Source organism: Noviluteimonas lactosilytica, from assembly GCF_020866925.1.
Taxonomy (GTDB): Bacteria; Pseudomonadota; Gammaproteobacteria; order Xanthomonadales; family Xanthomonadaceae; genus Noviluteimonas; species Noviluteimonas lactosilytica.
The window spans coordinates 471315-496743 of sequence record NZ_JAJGAK010000001.1 but is presented as its reverse complement, the minus strand read 5'-3'; the positions used below and the strand labels follow the sequence as shown (position 1 = coordinate 496743).

25 protein-coding genes are annotated in these 25429 nt (G+C 67.7%); 5 read left to right on the top strand and 20 right to left on the bottom strand.

Annotation, left to right across the window (positions count from 1 at the left end; translation table 11 throughout):
- Positions 1 to 126: 126 nt before the first annotated feature.
- Positions 127 to 675, top strand: coding sequence for an NUDIX hydrolase (locus LK996_RS02430; protein ID WP_230525587.1), 549 nt, complete (start codon positions 127 to 129; stop codon positions 673 to 675).
- Between the two features lie 18 nt (positions 676 to 693).
- Here LK996_RS02430 and LK996_RS02425 read toward each other — a convergent pair whose 3' ends face one another.
- The 11 genes from LK996_RS02425 to LK996_RS02375 all read right to left on the bottom strand — a co-directional run bounded on the left by LK996_RS02425 (position 694) and on the right by LK996_RS02375 (position 12084).
- Positions 694 to 1392 carry a L,D-transpeptidase family protein gene (locus LK996_RS02425; protein WP_425493728.1) on the bottom strand — a complete coding sequence of 233 codons (699 nt, stop codon included), beginning with the start codon at positions 1390 to 1392 and terminating at the stop codon, positions 694 to 696.
- Positions 1393 to 1544: 152 nt separating this feature from the next.
- The gene (locus LK996_RS02420; RefSeq protein WP_230525585.1) at positions 1545 to 1814 is read right to left on the bottom strand and encodes a hypothetical protein; all 270 of its coding nucleotides are present in this window, start codon (positions 1812 to 1814) and stop codon (positions 1545 to 1547) included.
- Positions 1811 to 2545, bottom strand: a complete 735-nt coding sequence (locus LK996_RS02415) for an energy transducer TonB (RefSeq protein ID WP_230525584.1) — start codon at positions 2543 to 2545, stop codon at positions 1811 to 1813. Before LK996_RS02415 ends, LK996_RS02420 begins: the two co-directional genes overlap by 4 nt.
- Positions 2546 to 2683: 138 nt before the next feature.
- Positions 2684 to 3250 (bottom strand): elongation factor P-like protein YeiP, encoded by a 567-nt coding sequence (gene yeiP / locus LK996_RS02410; RefSeq protein ID WP_230525583.1) that lies wholly within the window; start codon positions 3248 to 3250, stop codon positions 2684 to 2686.
- Positions 3251 to 3254: 4 nt separating this feature from the next.
- Positions 3255 to 4025 (bottom strand): SDR family NAD(P)-dependent oxidoreductase, encoded by a 771-nt coding sequence (locus LK996_RS02405; protein WP_230525582.1) that lies wholly within the window; start codon positions 4023 to 4025, stop codon positions 3255 to 3257.
- A 39-nt stretch (positions 4026 to 4064) separates the two neighbouring features.
- The gene (locus LK996_RS02400; RefSeq protein ID WP_230525581.1) at positions 4065 to 5372 is read right to left on the bottom strand and encodes a metal-dependent hydrolase family protein; all 1308 of its coding nucleotides are present in this window, start codon (positions 5370 to 5372) and stop codon (positions 4065 to 4067) included.
- 2 nt (positions 5373 to 5374) lie between these two features.
- Positions 5375 to 5878 (bottom strand): GNAT family N-acetyltransferase, encoded by a 504-nt coding sequence (locus tag LK996_RS02395; RefSeq protein WP_230525580.1) that lies wholly within the window; start codon positions 5876 to 5878, stop codon positions 5375 to 5377.
- Positions 5871 to 8354 (bottom strand): sensor domain-containing protein, encoded by a 2484-nt coding sequence (locus LK996_RS02390; protein WP_230525579.1) that lies wholly within the window; start codon positions 8352 to 8354, stop codon positions 5871 to 5873. Before LK996_RS02390 ends, LK996_RS02395 begins: the two co-directional genes overlap by 8 nt.
- Positions 8351 to 9250 carry a hydroxymethylglutaryl-CoA lyase gene (locus LK996_RS02385; RefSeq protein ID WP_230525578.1) on the bottom strand — a complete coding sequence of 300 codons (900 nt, stop codon included), beginning with the start codon at positions 9248 to 9250 and terminating at the stop codon, positions 8351 to 8353. The genes LK996_RS02390 and LK996_RS02385 overlap by 4 nt, the downstream gene beginning before the upstream one ends.
- A 5-nt stretch (positions 9251 to 9255) precedes the next feature.
- Positions 9256 to 11265 (bottom strand): acetyl-CoA carboxylase biotin carboxylase subunit, encoded by a 2010-nt coding sequence (locus tag LK996_RS02380; RefSeq protein WP_230526807.1) that lies wholly within the window; start codon positions 11263 to 11265, stop codon positions 9256 to 9258.
- A gap of 27 nt (positions 11266 to 11292) precedes the next feature.
- Positions 11293 to 12084, bottom strand: a complete 792-nt coding sequence (locus LK996_RS02375; protein ID WP_230525577.1) for an enoyl-CoA hydratase-related protein — start codon at positions 12082 to 12084, stop codon at positions 11293 to 11295.
- Between the two features lie 117 nt (positions 12085 to 12201).
- Here LK996_RS02375 and LK996_RS02370 point away from each other — a divergent pair, with 117 nt between their 5' ends.
- Genes LK996_RS02370 through LK996_RS02360 form a run of 3 tightly spaced genes read left to right on the top strand, consistent with a single transcriptional unit; the run spans position 12202 to position 14536 of the window.
- The gene (locus LK996_RS02370) at positions 12202 to 12447 is read left to right on the top strand and encodes a FeoA family protein (protein WP_230526806.1); all 246 of its coding nucleotides are present in this window, start codon (positions 12202 to 12204) and stop codon (positions 12445 to 12447) included.
- Complete coding sequence (gene feoB / locus LK996_RS02365; protein WP_230525576.1) at positions 12444 to 14297, top strand: ferrous iron transport protein B; 1854 nt, start codon at positions 12444 to 12446, stop codon at positions 14295 to 14297. Before LK996_RS02370 ends, feoB begins: the two co-directional genes overlap by 4 nt.
- Positions 14297 to 14536: a DUF6587 family protein gene (locus LK996_RS02360; protein WP_230525575.1), complete on the top strand. Its 240-nt coding sequence runs from the start codon at positions 14297 to 14299 to the stop codon at positions 14534 to 14536. Before feoB ends, LK996_RS02360 begins: the two co-directional genes overlap by 1 nt.
- 45 nt (positions 14537 to 14581) lie before the next feature.
- Here the strand turns inward: LK996_RS02360 and LK996_RS02355 are convergent, their stop codons facing one another.
- The 8 genes from LK996_RS02355 to LK996_RS02320 all read right to left on the bottom strand — a co-directional run bounded on the left by LK996_RS02355 (position 14582) and on the right by LK996_RS02320 (position 22138).
- On the bottom strand, positions 14582 to 14941 hold the full coding sequence (locus LK996_RS02355) for a hypothetical protein (RefSeq protein WP_230525574.1): 360 nt from the start codon (positions 14939 to 14941) through the stop codon (positions 14582 to 14584).
- A gap of 1 nt (position 14942) precedes the next feature.
- Complete coding sequence (locus LK996_RS02350) at positions 14943 to 15464, bottom strand: bactofilin family protein (protein WP_230525573.1); 522 nt, start codon at positions 15462 to 15464, stop codon at positions 14943 to 14945.
- Between the two features lie 158 nt (positions 15465 to 15622).
- Entirely contained in the window at positions 15623 to 17230 is a 1608-nt protein-coding gene (locus tag LK996_RS02345) for a carboxyl transferase domain-containing protein (RefSeq protein ID WP_230525572.1), read from the bottom strand.
- Between the two features lie 134 nt (positions 17231 to 17364).
- Positions 17365 to 17745, bottom strand: a complete 381-nt coding sequence (locus LK996_RS02340; protein WP_230525571.1) for a hypothetical protein — start codon at positions 17743 to 17745, stop codon at positions 17365 to 17367.
- Between the two features lie 195 nt (positions 17746 to 17940).
- Positions 17941 to 18318 (bottom strand): hypothetical protein, encoded by a 378-nt coding sequence (locus tag LK996_RS02335; protein WP_230525570.1) that lies wholly within the window; start codon positions 18316 to 18318, stop codon positions 17941 to 17943.
- A 122-nt stretch (positions 18319 to 18440) separates the two neighbouring features.
- Positions 18441 to 19616: a thiolase family protein gene (locus tag LK996_RS02330; protein ID WP_230525569.1), complete on the bottom strand. Its 1176-nt coding sequence runs from the start codon at positions 19614 to 19616 to the stop codon at positions 18441 to 18443.
- Between the two features lie 126 nt (positions 19617 to 19742).
- Positions 19743 to 20900: an isovaleryl-CoA dehydrogenase gene (locus tag LK996_RS02325; RefSeq protein WP_230525568.1), complete on the bottom strand. Its 1158-nt coding sequence runs from the start codon at positions 20898 to 20900 to the stop codon at positions 19743 to 19745.
- 137 nt (positions 20901 to 21037) lie between these two features.
- Entirely contained in the window at positions 21038 to 22138 is a 1101-nt protein-coding gene (locus LK996_RS02320) for a Glu/Leu/Phe/Val dehydrogenase dimerization domain-containing protein (protein WP_230525567.1), read from the bottom strand.
- A gap of 210 nt (positions 22139 to 22348) precedes the next feature.
- Here LK996_RS02320 and LK996_RS02315 point away from each other — a divergent pair, with 210 nt between their 5' ends.
- Positions 22349 to 23920: a tetratricopeptide repeat-containing sulfotransferase family protein gene (locus LK996_RS02315; RefSeq protein ID WP_230525566.1), complete on the top strand. Its 1572-nt coding sequence runs from the start codon at positions 22349 to 22351 to the stop codon at positions 23918 to 23920.
- Between the two features lies 1 nt (position 23921).
- Here the strand turns inward: LK996_RS02315 and pdxR are convergent, their stop codons facing one another.
- Positions 23922 to 25370 carry a MocR-like pyridoxine biosynthesis transcription factor PdxR gene (gene pdxR, locus LK996_RS02310; protein WP_230525565.1) on the bottom strand — a complete coding sequence of 483 codons (1449 nt, stop codon included), beginning with the start codon at positions 25368 to 25370 and terminating at the stop codon, positions 23922 to 23924.
- Positions 25371 to 25429 lie beyond the last annotated feature (59 nt).

Here is a 25429-nt window from a genome sequence, read left to right as displayed (position 1 = left end):
TGGCCACAGACGTGGTGGGTGGGGCCACCGCGAACCGGACGACCTTACATTGCGCCGCCTTCACGGCACAAGGTCCGCAGGTTGGGATGCGGGGATAATGCGCGCCCACTCGTCAGGAACCCCCGAATGAACAGGACGGACCCCGCTTCCCACCGCGCGCTCTTCGCCGATTACCTCGCGCGCTGGCCGGCCGAAGCGGCGACGATCGGGCGCTTCGCCGACCTGCTCGACGACACGCAGGACCCGTTCCTGCGCGAGCGCCTGGCCGGTCACTTCACCGCGTCGGCGTGGCTCGTGGATCGAAGCGGCACGCGCGTGCTGCTCACGCATCACCGGAAGCTGGGCCGCTGGTTGCAACTCGGTGGCCACGCCGATGGCGTGCGCGACTTCGCGCGCGTGGCGTTGACCGAAGCGGAAGAAGAGTCAGGCCTGACCGATCTCACGGTCGACGCGGAGATCTTCGACCTCGACGCGCACGACATTCCCGAACACAAGGGCGTGCCCGCGCACATCCATTACGACGTGCGCTTCGTCGTGCGTGCGGGAGCGAACGAAGACTTCGTCGTCAGCGACGAATCGCACGCGTTGGCGTGGCGCGAGATCGATGCGCTCGTCGATGACGCAGACGCCGATCCGTCGTTGCGGCGGATGGCGGCGAAGTGGTTGTCGCGCTGATCCAGGCCGACGCGCCCTTCACTGGCGGTCGGGCCGTGCGCCTGCTCCATCCTCGGGTTCCGCATGCGCGCGACTTTGCGCGAACTCCGGGAATGTCTCCGCCAGCGTCGCCTCATCCGGCAAGACGTAGAACACCCCGCCGCGCTCGAACGTCGAACGCAGGATCTGCTCGTAGAACTCGGGCGCGACGTTGATGCAGCCATGCGTGACGCGGTTGTCGTCCGGCGAAGGCGATGCAAGACGTTCGGGGCGTTTCTCCGCCGGCACGCCAGTGGCGGTCGGGTGGATGGAGATCGCGGAGTCGTAGTCCACCCACAGCACGCGCCCGGCATCGGTCGACGGGCCGAATCCGCCCACGAAGCGACCCGCCGGCGTCGTGCGATCGCGGCCCGGGATCTCGCGAAGCGCGAGTCCGGCAATGCCGGGGGCAATGTGATCGCCGGTCGCCGAGCCAATGAGCACCGGTGCCGCGCCGCGAAGCCGGCCGTCGCCGCCGAACACCAGGATCTGTGCAGCGGCCTTGTCCATGATCGCGAACGGATAGCCTTCGCTGTCGCGGCTCGCGACCACCCAGCCCGCGAGCTGGATCACCGTGTCGGAGACTTGCTGGCCTTCCGGAAGCAGGTCGACGGCGACCACGGGTTCGGCGGAGGCCACGGGTTGCGTGGCGGCATCCTGGGCGCGGGCCACGCCGACGCTTGCGAACGCCAGCGTCAACACCAGCGCGCCACAAGCGGTCTTGATCGCAGGGGAGATGCACATGCGGATGGGGCGATTCCTTTGAACGATGTTTGGGTCAAGCAAAGAGACCCGTGGCCAGCAAAGGCCACCGGGTCCCGGGTTCACACACCTCGTCAGTGCAAGAGCGACTAACCGCGCGGCTTGCGGGGCGGTGCCGTTTCGAGCTGCTGGACGCGGCCTTCCAATGCATCCAGGCGCTGGTTGGCCTGCTGCGCGGATTGGTTGGCGGCTTCGGCGCTCTGGGCCGCGCCCTGCACCTTCGTGTCGAGTTGGTCGAGGCGCGAGTTGATCGTCGCGAACTCGTCATCGTACGAAGCGCAGCTGGCAAGACCCAGGGCGGCGACGAGCGCCACGCCGAGGGTACGCGCGGTTGTCATCTGTTGCTTGGTCGGAATCATTCCAATCCTCCTTCGTCGGGTGTCGCGGGAATATAGCGGCCTTTTGGCCGGTGCCATGACAGGCATTCAGTTGACGCTCGGATATGTTGATGGACTGTGAAAACGCGGCAAACCGCACGCTTGCGCATCTTTCGAAAATCTAGTTGGAGCCCACCCGGGCGCGAATCGCAGCGTTCGCTTTGCGGTTCTCGCCCTCGATGAGCTTCGAGGTCAAGCGTGTCGCGACGCTGCAAGTCGCGAATCAACACCGCGAGATCCGTGATCTTGCAGTGCGCCCGCAGTTCCGCGGCGTCCCACGCGGTCTCGCCGAAGAAGGACAGCGTGGCGACCGTGGTCACCGGACGAACGTGGGCGGGATCCCGGGGCTCGAATTTCCACTGTCCCACCGCCGCGACGCCGGCGCGTGCGAAACGGATCCAGAACGGCGACAACGCGCCGTGCACGGGCGGTCCGCTCTTCCATGCGCGAAGCACGCGGAAATCGCCGGTCGTGCCATCGGGGAAGATCGTGTACTGCATCGCGATGCACGCGTCGGGGCGTGCGTCGCCGTCGTATTCCGCGGGATACGGTGGCGCGACGATCCGGCTGCCGTCGGCAACGCGCCAATCGGTGGCGATTCCGCCCTCGCTTGCGATATCGATATCGCGCGCGAGCTTCTCGGCCGACGCGGGGAAGGCAGCCCATGCGAGCAGGACGGCGAGCCCCGCTCGAACCAGGCGAAGGTGCTGCATGGCGAGTCCTTTCGTAACGACGCCCTCAGGGCGGGCGCACGCAGGTTACGAGCGGCACTTCGCGGCGATCAGATGCAGATGTCGCGGGAATGACCGGATCAGATGCAGGAACGGCGGCCTTTCGGCCGCCGTCTGCGTTCAGTCGGCGCGTCCGGCGAACTCGCCGGTCGTGGTGTTCACCCACACCTTCTCGCCGTTGCCGATGTACTCCGGCACCATGATCTCGATGCCCGTGGCGAGCTTCGCCGGCTTCGGGCGCTTGGTCGCGGTGCCGCCCTTGAGTTCCGGGGGCGTCTCGACGATTTCGATCGCGACGCTCTGCGGCAACTGGATCGCCACCGGCGCGTCTTCGATCAGCTGCACGTAGATGCCCGTGAGGTCGTCGACGATGTAGCCGGCGGCGTCGCCGATCGCATCGGCGTCGAGCGTGTACGGCGTGTAGTCCTCGTCGTCGAGGAACACGAACGCGTCGCCGTCCTTGTACGAGTACGTCGCCTGGCGGCGGCTCATGTCGACTTCGCGCAGGTCGTCGTCGCCGTCGAAGCTCGAATCGAGCTTGGTGCCGCCGGGGATGCTGTACATGACGAAGCGGAAGCGCACGTTGCCGCCGCGGCCCTGCGGCGAGCTGCGTTCGATGTCGCGGACCTGGTACACGCCGCCGTTGTGTTCGACGACGTTGCCTTTCTTGATGTCGTAAGCCTTCATGGGATCACTTCGGTGCGAGGCGCGTGGCGCCGTCGAGGCGGATGGTTTCGCCGTTGAGGTAGGTGTTGCCGAGGATGTACGCGACGAGGTCGGCGAACTCTTCCGGCTTGCCGAGGCGGGATGGGAAGGGGATCGACGCTGCGAGCGACTGCTGCACGTTTTCCGGCATCCCATCGACCATCGGCGTCCAGAAGATGCCCGGCGCGATGGTCATGACGCGGATGCCGAAGCGCGAGAGTTCGCGCGCCATCGGCAACGTCATCGCGACCACGCCGCCCTTCGATGCCGAATACGCGGCCTGGCCGATCTGGCCTTCGTACGCCGCGACCGATGCGGTGTTGACGATCACGCCGCGCTCGCCGTCGACGCCCGCGTCGTTGTGCTGCATGAGGTTGGCCGCGGCCTTGGCGACGTTGAAGCTGCCGACGAGGTTGACCATCACCGTCGTGCTGAACAGCGACAGCGGCATCGGCGCTTCCTTGCCGAGCACGCGGCCCGCGCCGAGGATGCCCGCGCAGTTGATCGCGGCATTGAGGCCACCGAGGAATTCCTTCGCGGCGGCGACATTGGCGACCACGCTCGCTTCATCGCTGACGTCGGTCTTGAAGAACGTCGCGTTGCCGGCGCCGAGTTGCGCGACGGCGGCCGCGCCCTTTTCTTCGTTGACGTCGAACAGCGCGACCTTCGCGCCATTGGCGACCAGGTGCTGGGCGACGGCGAAGCCGAGGCCGGAGACGCCGCCGGTGACGATGGCGCGGGTTGCGGACAATTGCATGGGGGGTCCCTGCGGGGCGGAAAGACCCGGGATTTTAGCTCAGGGACCGGAGGCAGGCGGCTGGCGGGCCACGACGCCGTCCTTCATCACGAACACCGGGTGGCGGAGCGCGGCGATATCCGTCGTCGGGTCGCCCGTGAAAGCGGCCAGGTCGGCGCGCAGGCCGGTTGCGACGGACCCGAACGTCCCTTGCTGCTTCAACACTTTCGCCGCGACCGTCGTGCATGCCTGCATCGCTTCGACCGGCGTCATGCCCAGGCGCACCAGCCATTCGGGTTCGCGCCAGTTGTCGCCGTGCGTGAACACGCCGACGTCGCTGCCGCACGCGATCGTCGTGCCGGCTTTACGCGCGCGGGAGAAGGCTGCGGCGACATCCTGCATGTCCTGCGTCGGTTGCGATTGGCCGGGCACGTAGTTTTCGAAGTACACGCCGTAGGCTTCTGCGGCGGTGAGCGTGGGCAACCACGCGATGCCTTTCTCGCGCATGCGGCGGAATGTTGCGTCGGAGACGTTGTAGCCGTGCTCGATGGTGTCGACGCCCGCATCGACCGCCATGCGCACACCTGCGTCGCTCATCGCGTGCGCGGCGACGGGGCGGCCGCTGCGATGCGCGGTGTCGACCATCGCCTTCAATTCTTCCGCGCTGAAAGTCGGCTGCACGCTGCCATCCGCGCCGATGGGGAAGTCGGTGTAGAGCTTGATCCAGTCGGCGCCGTGGCCGGCCTGGTCGCGCACCGCGGCGATGCCGGCTTCGACGCCGCTGACTTCCTGTGCGCCGCGCACCAAAGCGAGATCGTCGCGGAAGTCTTTCGGGCCGGGCCCGTAGCTCGATGTCGCGACGATCGCTTTCGTCGCGACGAACAAGCGCGGCCCGTCGATCATCCCCGTGTCGATCGCCTTCTTGATCGCGACGTCGTCGAAGCCCGCGCCTTCGGTGCCGAGATCGCGCAGCGTGGTGAAGCCTGCCTGCAGCGTGTCGTGCGCGTGGCGCGCTGCGCGCAGCACGCGTTCGGCCTGCGGCTCTTTCAGCACCTGATCGTTCCAGAGCGTCTCGTTGTACGGGTGCAGGAAGACGTGCGAGTGCAGGTCGATCAGGCCGGGCACGAGCGTCGCGCCGGGCAGGGCAATGCGTTGCGCATCAGGGGGCGCGTCGACGGTGTTCGCATCGCCGACCGCGACGATCGCGCCGTCGCGCACGAGCACGACCCAGCCGGCATGCGACGCGCCGTCGCCGGTCCACACGCGATCCGGTTGCAGCAGGAACGTGCCCTTCGGTGCGGCCGGCTTCGCGTCGGCGGCCAGCGCTTGCGAAGCGAACAGGCACAGCAACAACGCGAGCACGCGCATGGTCACAACTCCATGAGGTAGAAGGTGTTGCAACCGCCGTGGCCGGTATCGCCCATCGGCTTGTCGATGCGGCGGAAGCCGCTGCGCTCGTACAGGCGCATCGCCGCGTCCATGCCGCTCAGCGTTTCGAGATAACAGCGCTTGAAGCCGAACGTGCGCGCCGCGTCGAGCGCGAGCCGCATCACTTGCGCGCCCGCACCGAGGCCGCGCACCGACGCCAGGAAGTACATCTTGCGCAGTTCGCACGTATCGGGATCGCCGCCTTCGAGCGGCGCGACACCGCCGCCACCTTCCACGACGCCGTCGTGTTCGACCACCCAGTACGCGCAACGCGGCTGCGAATACGCGCGGCTCATCCAGTCGACTTCCGGATCGTTGATCGCGAAACCTGCGCCGCTCGCGCCGAACTCGGGCATCACGGTGCGGATGATCTGGGCCATGCGCGCGTCGTCGCGCGCTTCGATGGGACGGATGGCGACGCGGGAAGACGCGGTGGTTTCAGGCATGTGCTTCTTTGGTGATCTGGCGCGTGACGCGCATGGCGAATTCGTCGGGCGTGAGGCCCGGCGCATACAGGAATCCCTGGCCGAGCTTCACGCCAAGGCGGATGAGGAACTGCCGCTGCGCATCGTTCTCGACGCCTTCGGCGACGAGGCCGAGGCCGAGGCTCTGCGCAATACCGGCGACGGCTTGGCAAATCGCGACGTCGGACGTGTTGTGCGGCACGCCGGACAGAAACTGCTGGCTCAGCTTCAATCCGTGGATCGGCAAGCGGCGCAGGTAGTTGAGCGCGCTGTAGCCTTCGCCGAAATCGTCGATGCTCAGCAGCACGCCGAGCATGCGCAATGCGGCGAACGTCGACAGCGTGTCGGGCGCGTCTTCGATCAGCACGCGTTCGGTGAATTCGAGTTCGAGCGCATCGCCCGGCAAGCCCGCGCTCGCGAGCGCTTCGGCGACCGTCTCGGACAGATCCTCGGCGAGGAACTGGCGATACGACACGTTCACCGCGATGCGTTCGATCGGCAGGCCCGCATCGCGCCAGCGACGCATCTGCTGGCACGCTTCGCGCAAGACCCAGCCGCCGATGCGCACGATGTCGCCGGTGGTTTCGGCGTGGCCGATGAAATGATCGGGGCGCATTTCGCCCAACGTGTCGTTGCGCCAGCGGATCAGCGCTTCGGCGGCGAACACGCGGCCCGTCGCGAGTTCGACCTGCGGTTGGTAGACGAGCTTGAGTTCGCGGTTGTCGACCGCGCGGCGCAGGTGCGTTTCCAGTTGCAGGCGCTGCAACTGCTGTTCGGCGAGGGCAGGGCTGAAGTCCTGCCAACCGTTGCGCGCGCGACGCTTGCTGTCGTACATCGCGACGTCGGCGTTCTGGATCAGCACCTGCGGGCGGTCGCCATGGTCCGGCGCGCGTGCGATGCCGATGCTCGCGGTGATGGTGAATTCTTCGCCGGCCATGCGGAATGCGTCGCCGAACGCGGCGAGGATCGCGGCGGCGAGGCGTTGTGGACGTGCGGCGTCGTCGCTGGTCGAACAAACGACCAGGAACTCGTCGCCGCCGAAACGTGCGATCAGGCCTTCGGTCGCTACCGCGCGCTGGATGCGGCGCGCCGCGCTCGCGATCACCTGGTCGCCAGCGGCGTGGCCGAGCACGTCGTTGACGATCTTGAAACGGTCGAGGTCGATGTACAGCACGGCGACATCGGCGTGCGAGGGATCCGAGAGGCGCGCTTCGAGTTCCTCGAGCACCGCGTCGCGGTTGAGCAGCATCGTCAGCGGGTCGGTGCGCGCCTGCACGCGCAGCGTTTCCTCGGCCTGCTTGGTTTCCGTGATGTCCTGGAACGTGCCGGTCAGGCGCGTGCCGGTGGGATCGGCGGCCTCGGATTCGCCGATGATGCGGATCCACAGCGTGTGGCCGTCGGCGCCGATGCCCTGGAGGTCCATCTCGAAGCCTTCGCCGTGTTCCACCGCGCGCATGAGCGCCTCGTGGAAGCGCTTGCGTTCGGTTTCGCGCAGGCACGCCTGCAACTCGCCCATGCTCGCGGTCGCGCGCGCCAGGCCGAGCATGCGTTGCGCTTCGTTGGTGAGATAGACGAGCTCGCTGTTGGCGTCCCATTCCCAGCCGCCGATGTGCGCGAGATCCTGCACGCGATCGAACAGCGTGATGTCGCGCTTGAACGCGGTGACGTCCGAGAACATCGACAACACCTGGTGCGGCTTGTCCGCGCCCGGCGCGAACTGCGGCACGGACGTGATCGACAGCCACGTCAGGCGCTTCGTGGTGAGGTTGAAGAACCCCAGCACGGTGCTCGGCGACGTCATGCCCGTGCGCAACGCGCGGAAGCTCGGGAGTTCCTGGTCGGGCAGTTCCTTGCCGTGCTCGTCGAACACCAGGTAGCGACCGGGCGCGAATTCTTCGGCGAGGCTCGCGCCCGGCGGCATCTTGAGGATGCGCATCGCCGCGGGATTGGCGTAGGTGACGCGGCCATCGGCGCCGCGCACCAGGATGCCCTTGTCGATCACTTCCATCAGTTCGCGGTAACGCACCTCCGCTTCATGGCGGCGGCTGAGATCGCGCGCGACGGCGACGATGCAGCGGCGCCCTTCGTCGTCGAACCCGGCCGAATGCACTTCGACCGGGAAGCGCGTGCCGTCGGCGCGCATGTTCGTCACTTCGACGACGTACGTGCCGCCGCGATTGAGCACTTCCCACACCGGCGCGAGGTGGTCGCGCGGCAGGTCGGGGTTGAGCGTCTCGATGCCCTTGCCGATGATGTCTTCGCGCGGGCGGCTGTACGCGGCCATGCCGGCCTTGTTGAGGTCGAGCACGGTGCCGTCCCAGTCGATGATGCTGACCGGGTCGGGGACCGCATCGAAGAGGACGCGGAAGCGGTGGCGTTCGGTTTCGAGCGCGGCCGTGGCGGCCTGCAGCGCGGCTTGCGCTTCGGCGAGCTTGCGGCGGAGCGCCTCGTCGCTCACGCCGCCGCCGTGGCCTGCGTGACCTTGCTGCCGGTGGCGCGCCCGAGCAGCGCGGCGAGCCATCGGCCTGTTTCGACGAGGCGATCGAGATCGATGCCGGTCTGCATGCCCATGCCGTGCAGCATGTACACGACGTCTTCGCTCGCGACGTTGCCGCTCGCGCCCTTCGCATACGGACAGCCGCCGGTGCCCGACACCGAGGCGTCGGCGACGCGCACGCCTTCTTCCAGGCACGCGAGTAGATTGGGCAACGCTTGGCCGTACGTATCGTGGAAATGCACGGCGAGCGCGGACATCGGCACTTCGCCGGCGACCGCGCGCAGCATCGCGCGCGCTTTCGCCGGCGTGCCGACGCCGATGGTGTCGCCGAGGGAGACTTCGTAGCAGCCCAGGTCGTGCATGCGTTTCGCGACGCGCACGACGTCGGACACCGCCACCTCGCCCTGGTACGGGCAGCCGAGCACGGTGGACACGTAACCGCGCACGCGCACGCCGTCGGCGCGCGCGCGTTCGACGACGGGGCGGAAACGCTCGATCGATTCGTCGATCGTCGCGTTGATGTTCTTCTGGTTGAAGGCTTCCGAAGCCGCGGTGAACACCGCGACTTCGTCCACGCCGACGGCGCGCGCGCGGTCGTAGCCCTGTTCGTTGGGCACGAGTACCGGGTAACGCACGCCTGGCTTGCGCGTGATGCCGGTAAACACGTCGGCGGCGTCGGCAAGTTGCGGCACCCACTTCGGGCTGACGAAGCTGGTGGCTTCGATCGTCGACAGGCCCGTCGCGGCAAGGCGATCGATCAGTTCGATCTTCGCCGGCGTGGGTACCAGCGTCTTTTCGTTCTGCAGCCCGTCGCGCGGGCCGACTTCCACGATGCGTACGAAATCCGAAGTGGACATGGCGATCAGCTTTCCAGCAGGACCAGCACGGCGTCGGCATCGACGAAGTCGCCCGCGGTCGCGCGCACTTCCGCGATGCGGCCATCGCGCGGCGCCTTGAGGCTGAGTTCCATCTTCATCGCTTCGATCACCAGGACCTCCTCGCCGGCCTGCACGTCGTCGCCGGCGGCCTTCTTCACCACCACGACGCGGCCGGGCATCGGCGCGAGGATGCGGTTGCCGCCGTCGCCCGCGGCGCCTGCATCGCGACGATACACCCCGACCGGCTCAAGGCGCAGTCGACGACGACCATCGTGGGCGACGGTGCGTTGCGGGTCGAGATCGACCGCGAACCTGCGCCCTTCGCCGTCGAAGCGTGCGCTGAGCGTGCCGTCGGCCATGCGCGCGCCGGCGACCTCGACGGTCGCGCCGTCGACGTCGACACGGTAATCGCCGCCGCTGCCGTGCGCCGACACCAGCAGGCGCTCGCCGCGATGCAGGAACGCGAGGTCGCGCTTGCCGGCATGGCCGAGTCGCCAGCCGTCGGCGATCGCCCACGGCGACGTCGGGTCGGTCGATGCGGCGGCGACATCGCGCGCGGCCTGTTCCTGCGCGAGCAGTTGCGCGGTGGAGGCGGCGACGAGCAGGCCGCGATCGATCTGCGCGTCGGGCATGAACTCATCGAGGTGGCGATCGAGGTATGCGGTGTCGATCGTGCCTTGCACGATCGCCGGATGGCGCACGAGACGTTCGAGGAATTCGATGTTCGACTTCGGTCCGCCGATCTCGCACTGCGCCAGCGCGTCGCGCATGCGGGCCAGCGCGGTCGGGCGATCGATGTCGTGCACGATGAGCTTGGCGATCATCGGGTCGTAGAAGATCGTCACCGTGTCGCCGGCGACGACGCCCGAATCGATGCGCACGTGTTGGTCCGACTGCGGGAGGTGCAGGCGTTCGAGCTTGCCCGAACCCGGCAGGAAGCCCGCTTCCGGATCTTCGGCATACAGGCGCACTTCGATCGCGTGGCCGTCCTGGCGGACCTGCTCCTGCGCGAGCGGCAGCGCTTCGCCGGCCGCGATGCGCAGCTGCCATTCGACGAGGTCGAGGCCCGTGACCATTTCGGTCACCGGATGTTCGACCTGCAGGCGCGTATTGATTTCCATGAAGTAGAAGCCGGTAGGCACACCGTCTTCGTTCGACTCTACGATGAACTCGCAGGTGCCGGCGTTGACGTAGTCGATCGCGCGCGCGGCGGCGACCGCGGCTTCGCCCATCTGCTTGCGCAGCTCCGGCGTGAGCACGACCGACGGCGATTCCTCGAGCACTTTCTGATAGCGGCGCTGCGCGGAGCACTCGCGCTCGTTGAGGTGGATCGCGTTGCCGTGGGTATCGGCGAACACCTGGATCTCGACGTGGCGCGGACGGCTCACGTAACGCTCGAGCAACACGCGGTCGCGACCGAACGCGTTGCGCGCTTCGCGCTGGCAGGACTCGAGGTTCGCCATGAATTCGTCGAGCACGCGCACGATGCGCATGCCCTTGCCGCCGCCGCCGTGTGCGGCCTTGATCATCAGCGGGAACCCGATCCGCGCGGCTTCGTGCGCGAGCACGTTCGGTGATTGATCGGCGCCGGTGTACCCGGGGACGACGGGCACGCCCGCGGCCTGCATCAGTTCCTTCGCGCCGGCCTTGCTGCCCATCTTGCGCATCGACGCCGCGTGCGGGCCGATGAAGACGATGCCCGCCGCTTCCACCGCGTCGGCGAAGTCGGCGTTCTCGCTGAGGAAGCCATAGCCGGGGTGGATCGCCTGCGCGCCGGATTGCTTCGCGGCTTCGATGATCGCGTCGCCGCGCAGGTAGCTCTCCTGCGGGCGCGAACCGCCGATGTGGTGCGCCGCGTCGGCCAGGCGCACGTGCTGCGCGTCGGCGTCGGCGTCGGAATACACCGCAACGGTGCGGATGCCGAGCCGGCGGCAGGTGCGGATCACGCGACACGCGATCTCACCGCGATTGGCGATGAGGACGGTGTCGAACATCTTGGTCGTGCGGGGCATCGGGGACACTCAGGTGTTCTCCGTCCACTTCGGGCGGCGCTTGTCGAGGAATGCGGCCAAACCTTCCTGGCCTTCGGGCGACACGCGCAACCAGGCGATCAGCGTGGCGTTGTCGTTGTCGATGGTGGTGGCGTCGCCCGCGTTTGCAATGCGGCGCACGAGCGACTTCGCGGTTGCTGCCGCGACGGGGCCGGCCTGCAACAGCAGCTTCACTTGTTCGGCGACGGCTTCGTCGAGCTTGGCTTCGTCGTCGACGAGGCGATGGATCAGGCCGATGCGCAGCGCTTCGTACGCGTCGAAGCGCTCGGCGGTGGCGAACCAGCGCCGCGCCTGGCGGGCGCCGATCGCCGCGATCACGTAGGGCGAGATGACCGCGGGCAGCAGGCCGAGGCGGGCTTCGGTGAGGCCGAAGGTCGCGTTCGAACTCGCGATGGCGATGTCGCAGCAGGCGACCAGCCCCACGCCGCCGCCGAAGGCCGCGCCATGCACGCGGGCGATGGTCGGCTTCGGGAGTTCATCGAGCGTGCGCATCAGGCGTGCCAGTCGCAGCGAGTCCTCGCGGTTCTCGGCCTCGCCCGCGGCGGCCATGCCGCGCATCCAGTTGAGGTCGGCGCCGGCGGAGAAGGAGGGGCCGTCGCCTTCGAGCACCACCACGCGCACGGCAGGGTCGGCCGCGAGGCCGTCGAGCGCCTGCGTGAGATCGGCGATCAGCGCGGCATCGAAGGCGTTGTGCAGCTGCGGCCGGGCCAGGCGCAGGCGGGCGAGGGCGCCCTCGCGGTGCAACTGCAGGCTGTCGCGCATCGGGCCGTCCGTCAGGGAAAGGAGCCGAATAATAAGCCGGCCCGCCGCGGTGGTATTCTTGAGAACAGTTCTTATTTGTCCGGACCCCCGCCCGTGAGGCTGACCGACCTGCCGACCCTGAAGCTCAGCGACCTGCCGCGCCGCATGGCGGCCGCCGTCGAGCGCGTGGAAGACCACATGCCCAACGACGCGATCGCGCGTCGCCTGCGCGAACTCGGCTTCGTCGCCGGTGAGCAGGTGGAAGTGCTCGCGGCCGGACCGCTCGGCGCCGAACCGCTGCTGGTGCAGATCGGCTTCACCCGCTTTGCGTTGCGCCGCGCCGAAGCGCAGCGCGTCGTCGTGCGTGCGGGGGCCGCCGCATGAGCGCCGCCGCCGCACCCGACACCTTGCGCATCGCCCTCGTCGGCAATCCGAACTGCGGCAAGACCGCGTTGTTCAACCTGCTGACGGGCAGCCGCCAGAAAGTCGCGAACTACGCGGGCGTGACGGTCGAACGCAAGGAAGGCCGCTTCCATGCGCCGTCGGGCCGCAGCTACGCGTTGCTCGATCTGCCCGGCGCGTACAGCCTGCATGCGGCGAGCCTGGACGAAGCGATCACGCGCGACCTGTGCCGCGGCTTCTATCCCGGCGAACCGGCTCCCGACGTGATCGTGTGCGTCGTCGATGCGACCAACCTGCGCCTGCACCTGCGCTTCGCGCTCGAAGTGCGCGCGCTCGGCCGGCCGATGGTGCTCGCGGTCAACATGATGGATGTGGCGAAGCGCCGCGGCATCGACGTCGACCTCTCGGTGCTGTCGCGCGAACTCGGCGTGCCGGTCGTGCCGACGATCGCGGTGCATCGCCACGGTGCGCGCGAACTCGTCGCGATGCTCGATTCGATGCAGCCCGCCGCGCAGGCGCCGGTGTCGACGCCGTTCGACATCGATCCGGATGCGCTGCATGCGGAAACGCGGCGCCTGCTGTCGGTCGCGGTGACGATGCCGCGTCGCACGGCGGAGATCGACGACACGCTCGATCGGTGGTTGCTCAATCCGGTCCTGGGGCTGGCCGCACTGCTGGTCGTGATGTTCCTGATCTTCCAGGCTGTGTTTTCGTGGGCGACTCCCGTGATGGACCTGATCGATGCGGGCACCGCATGGCTCGCCGAATGGACCAAGGCGACGTTGCCAGCGGGTCCGCTCACCAGCCTGCTCGCCGACGGCATCATTTCAGGCACAGGCGGCGTGATCGTTTTCCTGCCGCAGATCCTGGTGTTGTTTCTCTTCATCCTCGCGCTCGAGGAATCGGGTTACCTGCCGCGCGCGGCGTTCCTGCTCGATCGCCTGATGGCGTCCGCCGGGCTGTCGGGGCGCTCCTTCATTCCGCTGCTGTCGTCCTTCGCGTGCGCGATCCCCGGGATCATGGCGACGCGCTCGATCCAGGATCCGCGCGATCGCCTCGCGACGATCATCGTTGCGCCGCTGATGACGTGTTCAGCGCGCCTGCCGGTTTACACGCTGCTGATCGCCGCCTTCATTCCTGCGCGACCGGTTGGCTGGTTCAACCTGCAGGGCCTGGTGCTGTTCGCGCTGTACGCGGCCGGCATCCTCAGTGCGCTCGCGGTGGCGTGGGTGATGAAGAAGTGGCGCCGCGACAAGAGCGAGCATCCGCTGATGCTCGAGCTGCCGTCGTATCGCATGCCGCATCCGCGCGACCTGCTGCTCGGCCTGTGGGAGCGCGCGATGATCTTCCTCAAGCGCGTGGGCGGCATCATCCTCGCGATGACGGTGCTGCTGTGGGTGCTGCTGTATTTCCCGAACGGCGGCGGCGACGTGACGCAGAGTTTCGCGGGCCAGATCGGTCGCGCGATGCAAACGATCTTCGCGCCGATCGGCTTCAACTGGCAGATCTGCATTGCGCTGATCCCGGGGCTGGCCGCGCGCGAAGTCGCGGTGTCGTCGCTCGCGACGGTGTACGCGCTGCAGGCCGCGGATGACGCGGCGGCTTCGCAGGCGCTCGAGCCGATCATCGCCAGCGGCTGGTCGCTCGCGACCGCGCTGTCGCTACTGGTCTGGTACATCTACGCGCCGCAGTGCCTCTCCACGCTCGCGACGATCAAGCGCGAAACCAATTCGTGGAAGCAGATGGCGATCAGCGCGGGCTACCTGTTCGCGCTGGCGTACCTCGCGTCGCTGGTGACCTACCAGGTCGCCGTCGCGATGGGAGGCGGCTGATGCACGTCGGCCTGGTCGCGCAGTACGTCGTCATCGCCATCGCGGTCGTCGCGAGCGCGGCGTTCGTGCTGAATTCGCGCTGGCCTGCGGGCGTGCGTCGCTTGCGCATTGCGTGCGCCCTGCCGCTGGTGCGCGAGACGCGGCCGAAGTGGGTGCGTGCGGTGGGGAAGTGGATCGCGCCCGCCGCGATGAACGCGGCGGCATGCGGGAACGACAGCTGCGGGGGCTGCTCGCATTAGCCCGTGGGCTAGTGCGAACCCAAAACTCGCTTCGCGTGGTTCGCGTCAGTGGCGGCGCTTGGCCTTGGCGCCCGTCGCTTCGGTGAGTTCGACCTGCACGGCGAACGTGCGCTTCTCGTCGGGCTGCAATGCGCCGACGCCGACGACCTGGCGGACGATTTCTTCGCCGCGGTCGTTCTTGATCGACAACACCATCGAGTACTCGTAGACGATGTCGCCGTCGGGCGGCGTGATCGTGCCTTCGATCTGCAGCGGGTGGATCGCGGTTTTCGCGCGCGCGATCGCCGCGTCGTCGTAGCGCAGGTGGCCCCGGCACGCGGGGCACACGCTGGCGCTTTCGAGGATCGTCGCCTTGCAATGGGGGCAGGTGCGCGTGGCGCCTGCCTGTCCCGGGCGGACGCTCATGTCAGGCGTCGTTGCCCGACTTGCGGCCCGACTTGTCGTCGCCGCCGAATTCGACCGAACCGCGCATGCGCGAACCCGCCGCGACGGTGAACTGGTTGGCCTTGAGGTCGCCGTTGAGCACGCCGCTGTCGAGCAGGTCGACGCGTTGCGCGAAATCGACATTGCCTTCGAGTTCGCCCGCGATGGTGATCTTCGCCGCGCGCACGCCGCCGGTAAGCTTCGCGCCCTTCTCGATGGTGAGATCGCCTTCGACGTTGACGTCGCCCTTGAACTGGCCGGCGATGCGCACGTGGCCGGTGCCGTGGATCTTGCCTTCGATGGTGAGATCGGCGGCGATGATCGATTCGCTCACCTGGCGCGCGGGCTTCGCGGCCGGCGCGGGCGCTGCGGCAGGTGCCGCGGCGACAGGCGCGGGCGCAGTCGGCGGCGCCATGGTCTCGGGCTGGAAGCGCGCGGGCTCCTGCGTGGGCGAAGGCGCATTGCCGGCGGGCTTGGCGGGAGACTGGTCTTTCCAGAGAGCCATGTCGAAACGTCCTGCTGCGTGGTGGAAACCCGAGGCTAGCACTCGTCACGCAGTGTTGATGCTGCCCGAACGTGCAACGCCTTCAGCAAACGGACAGGAACTTCGCGCACGCTGCGCATTCATCGGTGCGCGCGGTCACACTCGCGCGCAACGCGACATCACATGCGGAAGATGCCGAAGCGTCCCTTTTCGATCGGCGCATTGAGTGATGCAGCAAGGCCGAGGCCCAGCACGCGACGCGTATCGGCGGGATCGATGATGCCGTCGTCCCACAAGCGCGCGCTCGCGTAATACGGATTGCCCTGCGATTCGTATTGATCGCGGATCGGGCTCTTGAAGGCTTCTTCTTCGTCCGCCGACCACGACTTGCCCGACGCTTCGATGCCGTCGCGCTTCACCGTCGACAACACGCTCGCGGCTTGTTCGCCGCCCATCACGCTGATGCGCGCGTTCGGCCACATCCACAGGAAACGACCGCCGTAGGCGCGGCCGCACATCGCGTAGTTGCCCGCGCCGAACGAGCCGCCGATGACGACGGTGAACTTCGGCACGTGCGAGCACGCCACCGCGGTCACCATCTTCGCGCCGTCCTTCGCGATGCCCGCGTTCTCGTACTTGCGACCGACCATGAAGCCCGTGATGTTCTGCAGGAACACCAGCGGGATGTCGCGCTGGTTGCACAACTCGATGAAGTGCGCACCCTTGAGCGCGCTCTCCGAGAACAGGATGCCGTTGTTGGCGACGATGCCGACCGGGTAACCATGGATGTGCGCGAAGCCGCACACCAGCGTCTTGCCGTAGCGCGCCTTGAATTCCTGGAACTCGCTGCCGTCGACGATGCGCGCGATCACTTCGCGGATGTCGAACGGGCGCCGCGTGTCCTTCGGCACGATGCCGTACAACTCCTCGGCCGCGAACAACGGGTCGCGCGAAGCTTGCGTGGTCACCGGCACGGTCTTCGTGCGGTTGAGGTGCGAGACGAGGTTGCGCGCGATCTGCAGCGCGTCGCGATCGTCTTCGGCGAAGTGGTCGGCGACGCCCGACACGCTGGTGTGCACGTCGGCGCCGCCGAGCGATTCGGCGTCGACGACTTCGCCGGTCGCCGCCTTCACCAGCGGCGGGCCGCCGAGGAAGATCGTGCCTTGCTCGCGCACGATGATCGATTCGTCGCACATCGCCGGCACGTACGCGCCGCCCGCGGTGCACGAGCCCATGACGACGGCAATCTGCGGGATGTTTTCCGCGCTCAGCCGCGCCTGGTTGTAGAAGATGCGGCCGAAGTGTTCCTTGTCCGGGAACACCTCGTCCTGCAACGGCAGGAACGCGCCGCCGGAGTCGACGAGGTAGACGCAAGGCAGCTTGTTTTCGCGCGCGACTTCCTGCGCGCGCAAATGCTTCTTCACCGTCATCGGGAAGTACGTGCCGCCCTTGACCGTCGCGTCGTTGGCGACGATCACCACTTCCTGTCCATGCACGCGGCCGATGCCGGCGACGATGCCCGCGGCGGGCGCGGCGTTGTCGTACATGCCTTCGGCGGCGAGCGGTGCGATTTCGAGGAACGGCGAGCCCGGGTCGAGCAGGGCGGTGATGCGATCGCGCACGAGCAGCTTGCCGCGCTCGGTGTGCTTGTCGCGCGCCTTCTGCCCACCGCCTTCCGCCGCGCGCTGCAGGCGCGCATCGAGTTCCTCCACGAGTGCGCGGTGGTATGCCGCGTTGTCCTGGAAGTCTTGCGAGCGCGGGTCGAGGCTGGAAGCGAGTGCGGGCATGTGCGGCGCGTCGTGATGAATGGCGCGAAGGATAACGCGCGGCTCAGCAGGCCGCGCAGCGCTCGATCGGATGCGCAAAAAAAGAAGACCCGCCACGAGGGCGGGTCTTCCGGGTCACGCAAGAAGCAGAAGGATTACTTCTTCGCTTCTTCGGCAGCGGCGTCGGCCTTGTCGGCGGTCGCGGCGGCGGCGTCGGCAGCCTGGGCCGAAGCGTCGGCGGCGGCAGCGGCGGCGTCGGCGGTCGCTTCCGTGGCGGCAGCGGCGGCGGCGTCGGTGGCTTCGCTCACGGCGGCGCCGGTTTCGGCAGCGGCTTCGCCCGTGGCGGCGGCAGCGGCGTCGACGCCTTCGGCGGCGGCGGTGCCAGCGGCGTCGGCAGCGGCGGCGGCCTGGTCGCCGGCAGCAGCGGCGGCGTCAGCAGCCTGGGCGGCTTCGGTCTGGGCGGTGGCGGTTTCGTTCTGGCAGGCCGCGAGAGCGAGGACGCCGGCGACGAGGAGGACGTAGAGCTTCGTGTTCATTTGATCTCTCCGGAGGAGTTGTCTGAAGGATGCTAGCGGGTCAGGCAACGCCAGTGGCCGTGGCAGTCCCGCTGAGTTCCGGCGGGCTTCATTCGTTCACTGTCGAGCTTTGAAACGAGAAAAGCCGCCGGCGTGAACCGGCGGCCTCTCATTGTAACCACAATTCAGCGCCGTGAAGAGGCTACCTGAATTGGATTACTTGCCGTCGTTGTTGGTCTTGGCATCCGAAGCGGCAGCCGCTTCTTCAGCCGAGTCCTGCGCCTGTTCGGCGGCGTCGGCGGCGTTCTCGGCGGCGTCGGCCGCGTCGTCGGCTTCCGTCGTGCCAGCGTTGGCGGTCGCGGCGTCGGCGGAGGTGGCGGCGGCGTCGGCAGCAGCAGCGGCCGTGTCGGCAGCGGCCTGCGCAGCGTCGGCGGACGCGGCGTCGCCCGTGGCGGCGGCGTTGTCGGCGGCCTGCTGGGCTTCGCCCGCGGCTTCAGTGGCTTCGGCGGCCGAATCGGCAGCCTGCTGCGAGTTGGTGCAAGCGGCCAGGGCGAGACCCAGGGCGGCGGCGAGCAGAGCCTTATTGATGGACATAGTCGTCATTCCTCGTCGTTAGGATTGGCAACGCGCAACTGCGCGCCAATAACAATCTCAACCGGCAGTTGTCGCGTGTCAAGTGGCTTGGCCGGAAAACTTCAGCTTCGTCGTTGCAGGCTTCACGCGAGCTCGACGGCGATCGCCGTGGCTTCGCCGCCACCGATGCACAGGGCTGCGACACCACGCTTGCCACCGCGCGCCTTGAGCGCGTGGAGCAAGGTGACGATCAGGCGGGCGCCGCTGGAACCGATCGGATGACCGAGTGCGCACGCACCACCGTTGACGTTGAGCTTTTCGTGCGGAATGCCGAGTTCGCGCATCGGCGCCATCGCCACGCACGCGAAAGCTTCATTCACTTCGAACAGGTCCACCTCCTCGGCTTTCCAGCCGGCCTTGTCCAGCACGTTCGCGATCGCAGTGACCGGCGCGGTGGTGAACCACTCCGGCGCCTGCGAGTGCGTAGCGTGCGCGACGATACGTGCGAGCGGCGTGAGGCCGCGTTTAACGGCTTCTGAAGAAGACATGACGACCGTCGCGGCCGCGCCGTCGTTGATGCTGGAGGAGGAAGCGGCGGTGATCGTGCCGTCTTTCTTGAACGCCGGCTTGAGCGACGGGATCTTCGCGATGTCGCAGCGGCCCGGCTGTTCGTCGGTGTCGATGCTCACGTCGCCCTTGCGGCCGCTGACGACGACCGGAACGATTTCGGCCTTGAACGCACCGTCGGCGACGGCCGCCTGCGCGCGGCGCACGCTCTCGGCCGCATACGCGTCCTGCTCTTCGCGCGTGAACGAATACTTCGACACGCACGATTCGCCGAACACGCCCATCGCCTGCTTGTCGTAGGGGTTGGTCAGGCCGTCCCACGCCATGTGGTCGAGCATTTCGGTCGAGCCGTACTTGATGCCCGTGCGCGAACCGTTGAGCAGGTGCGGCGCGTTGGTCATCGATTCCATGCCGCCGGCGACGACGACGTTCGCCGAACCGGCCTTGATCAGGTCGTGCGCGAGCATCACCGCCTTCATGCCCGAGCCGCAGACCTTGTTGATGGTCGTGGCGCCGGCGGCGGTCGGGATCTTCGCGCCGATGGCGGCCTGGCGCGCCGGCGCCTGGCCGAGGCCGGCGGGGAGCACGCAGCCCATGATCACTTCATCGACCTGGTCCGGCGCGACGCCGGCATGGTCGAGCGCGCCCGCGATGGCGGTGGCGCCGAGCGTCGGGGTGGGAACGCCGGTGAACTGGCCCAGCAGGGAGCCGATGGCGGTGCGCTTGGCACCGACGATGACGATGTCGGACATGGGGGTCTAAGCCTCGGGATGTGTCAGACCGGCAAGGTGGTGCCGGAAGAATCCCGATTCTAGGGCGGCATGTTGCACCGCCGCAAACCTCACGCCTCATCCCCGCGGAGGCGGGGACCGCAGACCTCAACTCTTGCCGTCGAACAATTCGCGGCCGATCAGCATCCGGCGGATTTCGTTGGTGCCCGCGCCGATCGCGTACAGCTTGGCGTCGCGCAGGATCCGGCCGGTCGGGTACTCGTTGATGTAGCCGTTGCCGCCGAGCGTCTGGATGGCTTCGAGCGCCACCTGCACGGCCGCTTCGGAGGCATGCAGCAGGCACGAGGCCGCATCGATGCGCGACTTGTTGCCGGCGTCGTAATCGCGGCCCACCTGGTAGGCGAACGCGCGCGAGGACTGCAGCTGCGTGTACATGTCGGCGATCTTCGCCTGCATGATCCCGAACGTGCCGATCGGCGCGTCGAACTGCTTGCGCTCGCGCACGTAGGGCAGGGCGATGTCCATCGCGGCCTGCATCAGACCGATCGGACCGCCGGTGAGCACGAGTCGCTCGGTGTTCAGGCCGGACATCAGGACCTTGACGCCCTTGTGCACTTCACCGAGGACGTTTTCCTGCGGAATCTCGCAGTTCTCGAACACCAGCTCGCACGTGTTGGAACCGCGCATGCCGAGCTTGTCGAGCTTCTGCGCGGTGCTGAATCCCTGCATGCCCTTCTCGACGAGGAAGGCCGTCATGCACGACGAACCCGCATCCTTGCCGGCGGTGCGCATGTAGACGATCAGCACGTCGGCCTCGGGGCCGTTGGTGATCCACATCTTGTTGCCGTTGGCGACCCATTTGTCGCCGCGCAGTTCGGCGCGGCAACCCATGGAACCCACGACGTCGGAACCGGCGCCGGGCTCGCTCATCGCAAGCGCGCCCTTCCACTCGCCGCTGCACAACTTCGGCAGGTACTTCGCGCGCTGCGCCTGCGTGCCGTTGGCGTAGAGGTTGCTGACGCACAGGTTGGAATGCGCGCCGTACGACAGGCCGACCGAACCCGACGCACGCGAGATCTCTTCCATCGCGACGAGGTGCGCGAGGTACCCCATGTCGCTGCCGCCGAACTCGCCGGGCACCGTCATGCCGAGCAGGCCCATCTCGCCGAGCTTCGGCCACAGGTCCTGCGGAAAGACGTTGTCGTGGTCGATCTGCGCCGCGCGCGGCGCGATTTCGGCATCGGCGAAGCGGCGGACCGCGTCGCGCAGTGCATCGATGTCTTCACCCAGCGGAAAAGCGCGCATGTAACAACCTCGTTGTGTCTGGTGCCTCAGCCCCCTTTAGTAAAGGGGGCGCCGCGATAGCGGCGGGGTTTTGGCAGCATGCCCCGGGGGCCCAAAGTTTGCGCCGCAAACTTTGGGCGGCATTGATTCCGCAGGAATCAATGCCCGCGGATACGACCCTGGAAGCGCGGCTGCGCGCGACCCAGCGGCAGCTTCAGCTTGCCGATCGCGGTGATGCGCTCTTCGGCGAGGCGGTCGGCGGCCTTGTACGTCGGGATCGCGTCGCGCTCGCTGATTTCATAGATGCGCGCGAGGTTGTGGTAGATCGTGCGCATCATGCGCATCGCGCGTTCGCGGTTGTAGCCGTCGATCTCGAGCGACACGTTCATCACGCCGCCCGCGTTCACCGCGTAGTCCGGCGCGTAGAGGATGCCGCGCTTCTCGACTTCGTCGCCGATCTGCGTGTTGGCGAGCTGGTTGTTCGCCGCGCCGCAGATGACCTTGGCCTTCAGGCGGGGCAGGGTCTGCTCGTTGACCGTCGCGCCGAGCGCGCACGGCGAGTAGACGTCGACCGGCACGTCGTAGATCTCGTCCAGGCCCACGGCTTCGGCGCCGTATTCGTTGACGGCCTTGTCGACCAGCGCCTTGTTGATGTCGGTGACGAAGATCTTGGCGCCGCGCTCGCGCAGCAGCTTCACGAACTCCATGCCGACGTGGCCCAGGCCCTGCACGGCGTAGGAGTACTTGCCGACTTCCTCGTCGCCGTACTTCTTGTTGAGCGTCGCCATCAGGCCCTGCAGCGTGCCGTAGGCGGTGAACGGCGAGGGATCGCCCGAGCCGCCATGCACCTGGTGCACGCCGGTCACGTACTCGGTCTCGCGGTACACGTATTCCATGTCGTTGACGTCGATGCCGACGTCTTCGGCGGTGATGTAGCGACCGCCCAGCGATTCGACGAACTGGCCGAAGGCGCGGAACAGCGCTTCGGACTTGTCCTTCGCCGGATCGCCGATGATCACGGCCTTGCCGCCGCCGATGTTCAGGCCCGCGACCGCGTTCTTGTACGTCATGCCGCGCGAGAGGCGCAGCACGTCGTTGAGCGCGTCGGCCTCGGTCTTGTACGGCCACATGCGCGTGCCGCCCAGCGCGGGGCCGAGCACGGTGTTGTGGATGGCGATGATGGCCTTCAGGCCCGCATCCTTGTTGTGGCAGAACACGACCTGTTCGTGGCCGTAGGTGTCGAGCGTTTCGAAAATCATCGGGAGCTCCGGTCGCCATCGCGCCGATGCGCGGGAATGCGCATCACAGGCGACGCCGACAAGTCGAGGTAAGTCGTTGAGATTCCTGGAGACTGCGGACGAGGTACGCGGCCATGGGGCCTCCGCAGGCGGCGCATGGTACTCCAATCCCTCGGTTCGGTCCCGTGTAGGCATGGCTACAATCCCGGGTTCGACCCGACGGATACCTCCATGCAATCGCAGTCCCTGCAGGCCTGGCAGAGCGCCGAGCGCCTGCTGAACGCGCAACAGTTCGACCAGGCGAGCGCCGCCTACGCCACCCTTATCGAAGACCGCGAGCTCGCCCCGATGGCGCACCTGCGCCTGTCGCTGATCGCGGGCCGCCAGGGTCGCCTGCAGGAAGCGACGCAGCACGCCGTGAAGGCGTGGGAAGCGCGCCAGACCGACGCCGACCTGCTCGACATGATCGCCAAGCGCCTGTTCTCGGTCGGCGAACTCGAACTCGCCGCGGGCGTGTCGACGTACGACGCCGTACTGACCTCGCGCAATCCGGTCATCCACGCCGAGCTCGCGAAGCTGATGTCCGACGCCATGCTCCCCGAACAGGCGCTGGTCCTGCTGCGCCGCGCGATGGAGATCGGCCTCGACAACGGTCCGATCCGCTACCTGCTCGGCCTCTCGCTGATGCAGACGGGCGAGATCGACCGCGCCGAACACGAACTCGAGGACGCGCTGCGCCTGGAACCCGACTTCGCGCACGCCGCGTGGTCGCTCGCCAAGCTGCGCACGTGGACCGCATCGAACAACCACGTCGAACGCCTGCGCGCCGACATCGCGCGCGTCGGCGAAAACAAGCAGGAATCGGCGCTGTTCCACTACGCGCTGTTCAAGGAACTCGACGACCTCGGCCGCGCCGACGAAGCCTGGCCCGTGCTCGAAACCGCGATGCGCCTGCGTCGCCGCATGGTGCCGTTCGACGCCGCGAACGCGCAGGCGCTGTTCGACCATCTCGGCGCATACAAGGGTGGCGACTCCGACTTCGCGAAGCGCGACGGCGACGCCACGCCGATCTTCATCGTCGGCATGCCGCGCTCGGGCACCACGCTGCTCGAACACATGCTCGGCGCACACACGCAAGTCGCCGATGCCGGCGAATTGCACGACTTCACCCGCCAGCTGCGCTACATGGCGAACCTGCAGGGGCCGGTGCAACTCGATCTCGCGCTCGCGAAGAAGGCCGACGCCGTCGACTTCGCCGAACTCGGTCGCCGCTACCTCGACCACACACGCTGGCGCACGCAGGACAAGGCGTTCTTCACCGACAAGATGCCGGCGAACTTCCTCAACGTCGGCTACATCGCGCGCGCGTTGCCGCACGCGAAGTTCATCCACGTCATGCGCGATCCGATGGACACGTGCTTCTCCAACCTCAAGGAGCACTTCGCCGGCTTCTACGGCCACACCTACGACCAGGCCGAGATGGCGGACTACTACAAGGGCTATCGCCAGTTGATGGCGCATTGGCGCCGCCTGTATCCGGATCGCATCCTCGACGTGCGCTACGGCGAACTCACGGTCGACACGAAGAACGTGATGACCGAAGTGTGCGAGTTCCTCGGCCTGCCGTTCGAGGACGCGGTGCTCGATCCCGCGGCCCGCACCGGTTCGGTCGCGACCGCCAGCGCCACGCAGGTGCGCGAGCCGATCCACCAGCGCTCGAAGGAACAGTGGCGCCGCTACGAACAGCAGCTCGCGCCGATGAAGGAACGCCTCGGCTCCTACGGTTACTCCGCGCGCAGCTGATTCATTCCGGCACGCGCCGCAACGCGCGGCCGAGCGCTCCGAACCGCGTTCGGATCTCGGCCGCGTCGATCACGCCGTAACCGAACGCGATGGCGGGTTGCTTCAGCGGCGCCATCGCGTATTCGTTCGTGGACTGCGCACCGGGTGCGTGTTCGCGCACCAACGCCAGGATGCGTTGCGCCTGATCCGGGTCGCGGATGCGCGCGGCCGCGTGCAGGCCTGCTTCCGACGGAATGGGCTCGAGCCATTCGCCCAGCGCATCGAAGCCTTCCATCAACGCCTCGCGCCGTTCGGCGTAGATCCCGCGCATGCGACGCACGTGTCGCGCGAGATGCCCTTCGCGAATGAAGGCCGCGAGCACCGCCTGCGTCACCGCGTCGCTGTGCGAATCCGCGCAATGCTTCACCGCGGCGAGCGGTTCGCGTGCCCATGCAGGCGCGACGACGAAGCCCTTGCGCAACGCCGGATACAGGCTCTTGGAGAACGTGCCGACGTAAAACACGAGGCCGTCGCGATCCACCGTCTGCAACGCATCCAGCGGCCGGCCGCCGAAACGAAACTCGCCGTCGTAGTCGTCCTCGATCACCACCGCGTTGCGCGTGCGCGCGTATTCGAGCAACGGCACGCGTCGGCGCAACGACAGCGCCGCGCCCGTCGGCGACTGGTGCGACGGCGTGACGATGACGATCTGCACGTCGTCGGGCAGGCATTCGACGCACAGGCCTTCATCGTCGACCGGCACCGGCACGAGTTGGGCGCCCGCCGCGGCGAAGGCCGCGCGCAACGGCGGATAGCCGGGATTTTCGACCGCCACGCGCGTGACGCCAGGGGTCACGAGTAACCGCGCGAGCAAGTCGAACGCCTGCTGCGCGCCCGACGTCACGATCACGTCTTCCTGCGTGCATGCGACCGCGCGTGCGAACGCGACGTGCTGCGCGATCGCCGCGCGCAATTCCGGCAAGCCTTCCGACGCCGGGTAACCGAACGGCGTCTTCGAGAAGTGGCGCAACGCCTGCGCCGTCAACTTGCGCCAGGTTTCGTGCGGGAAGTGGCGCCAGTCGGGCACGCCGACGCGGAAGCTGGTCTCCGGCAACGGGCGCGGCGCGGGCCGCAGGAACGGCGTGCGCCAGAACGGGGCGAGGCGCGGGTCTTCGATCGGCGGCGCGGTCGCGGGTCCGCGCGTCGCCTGTCGCGCGCGCAGGTCGGCGACGACCGCCTTCGCACCGCGACGCGGCAACACGTAGCCCTCCGCAACGAGCAGGTCGTACGCACCGACCACCGTGTTGCGCGCGATCCCGAGTTCGGCCGCGAGGTTGCGCGACGAGGGGAGCGCGGCGCCGGCCGCGATGCGCCCGTCGAGGATCGCGGCGCGCAACTGCTGGTGCAGCGATCCCGCGAGATGGCCCGCGGCGCCCGACAGGTCCGGCGCGAAGGGCAGGACTGGCTCCATGGAATCTCCCGGAACTGGCCTGAACGAGGAGCCAGATTACGCGCAACATCGCCCCATGG

Bases quoted from the DNA above. Each gene is read 5' to 3' on its own strand.
- LK996_RS02430 (WP_230525587.1), top strand. From the start codon at position 127: ATGAACAGGACGGACCCCGCTTCCCACCGCGCGCTCTTCGCCGATTAC.
- LK996_RS02420 (WP_230525585.1), bottom strand. From the start codon at position 1,814: ATGATTCCGACCAAGCAACAGATGACAACCGCGCGTACCCTCGGCGTG.
- LK996_RS02415 (WP_230525584.1), bottom strand. From the start codon at position 2,545: ATGCAGCACCTTCGCCTGGTTCGAGCGGGGCTCGCCGTCCTGCTCGCA.
- yeiP (WP_230525583.1), bottom strand. From the start codon at position 3,250: ATGAAGGCTTACGACATCAAGAAAGGCAACGTCGTCGAACACAACGGC.
- LK996_RS02405 (WP_230525582.1), bottom strand. From the start codon at position 4,025: ATGCAATTGTCCGCAACCCGCGCCATCGTCACCGGCGGCGTCTCCGGC.
- LK996_RS02400 (WP_230525581.1), bottom strand. From the start codon at position 5,372: ATGCGCGTGCTCGCGTTGTTGCTGTGCCTGTTCGCTTCGCAAGCGCTG.
- LK996_RS02395 (WP_230525580.1), bottom strand. From the start codon at position 5,878: ATGCCTGAAACCACCGCGTCTTCCCGCGTCGCCATCCGTCCCATCGAA.
- LK996_RS02385 (WP_230525578.1), bottom strand. From the start codon at position 9,250: ATGTCCACTTCGGATTTCGTACGCATCGTGGAAGTCGGCCCGCGCGAC.
- LK996_RS02380 (WP_230526807.1), bottom strand. From the start codon at position 11,265: ATGTTCGACACCGTCCTCATCGCCAATCGCGGTGAGATCGCGTGTCGC.
- LK996_RS02375 (WP_230525577.1), bottom strand. From the start codon at position 12,084: ATGCGCGACAGCCTGCAGTTGCACCGCGAGGGCGCCCTCGCCCGCCTG.
- feoB (WP_230525576.1), top strand. From the start codon at position 12,444: ATGAGCGCCGCCGCCGCACCCGACACCTTGCGCATCGCCCTCGTCGGC.
- LK996_RS02360 (WP_230525575.1), top strand. From the start codon at position 14,297: ATGCACGTCGGCCTGGTCGCGCAGTACGTCGTCATCGCCATCGCGGTC.
- LK996_RS02355 (WP_230525574.1), bottom strand. From the start codon at position 14,941: ATGAGCGTCCGCCCGGGACAGGCAGGCGCCACGCGCACCTGCCCCCAT.
- LK996_RS02350 (WP_230525573.1), bottom strand. From the start codon at position 15,464: ATGGCTCTCTGGAAAGACCAGTCTCCCGCCAAGCCCGCCGGCAATGCG.
- LK996_RS02345 (WP_230525572.1), bottom strand. From the start codon at position 17,230: ATGCCCGCACTCGCTTCCAGCCTCGACCCGCGCTCGCAAGACTTCCAG.
- LK996_RS02340 (WP_230525571.1), bottom strand. From the start codon at position 17,745: ATGAACACGAAGCTCTACGTCCTCCTCGTCGCCGGCGTCCTCGCTCTC.
- LK996_RS02335 (WP_230525570.1), bottom strand. From the start codon at position 18,318: ATGTCCATCAATAAGGCTCTGCTCGCCGCCGCCCTGGGTCTCGCCCTG.
- LK996_RS02330 (WP_230525569.1), bottom strand. From the start codon at position 19,616: ATGTCCGACATCGTCATCGTCGGTGCCAAGCGCACCGCCATCGGCTCC.
- LK996_RS02325 (WP_230525568.1), bottom strand. From the start codon at position 20,900: ATGCGCGCTTTTCCGCTGGGTGAAGACATCGATGCACTGCGCGACGCG.
- LK996_RS02320 (WP_230525567.1), bottom strand. From the start codon at position 22,138: ATGATTTTCGAAACGCTCGACACCTACGGCCACGAACAGGTCGTGTTC.
- LK996_RS02315 (WP_230525566.1), top strand. From the start codon at position 22,349: ATGCAATCGCAGTCCCTGCAGGCCTGGCAGAGCGCCGAGCGCCTGCTG.
- pdxR (WP_230525565.1), bottom strand. From the start codon at position 25,370: ATGGAGCCAGTCCTGCCCTTCGCGCCGGACCTGTCGGGCGCCGCGGGC.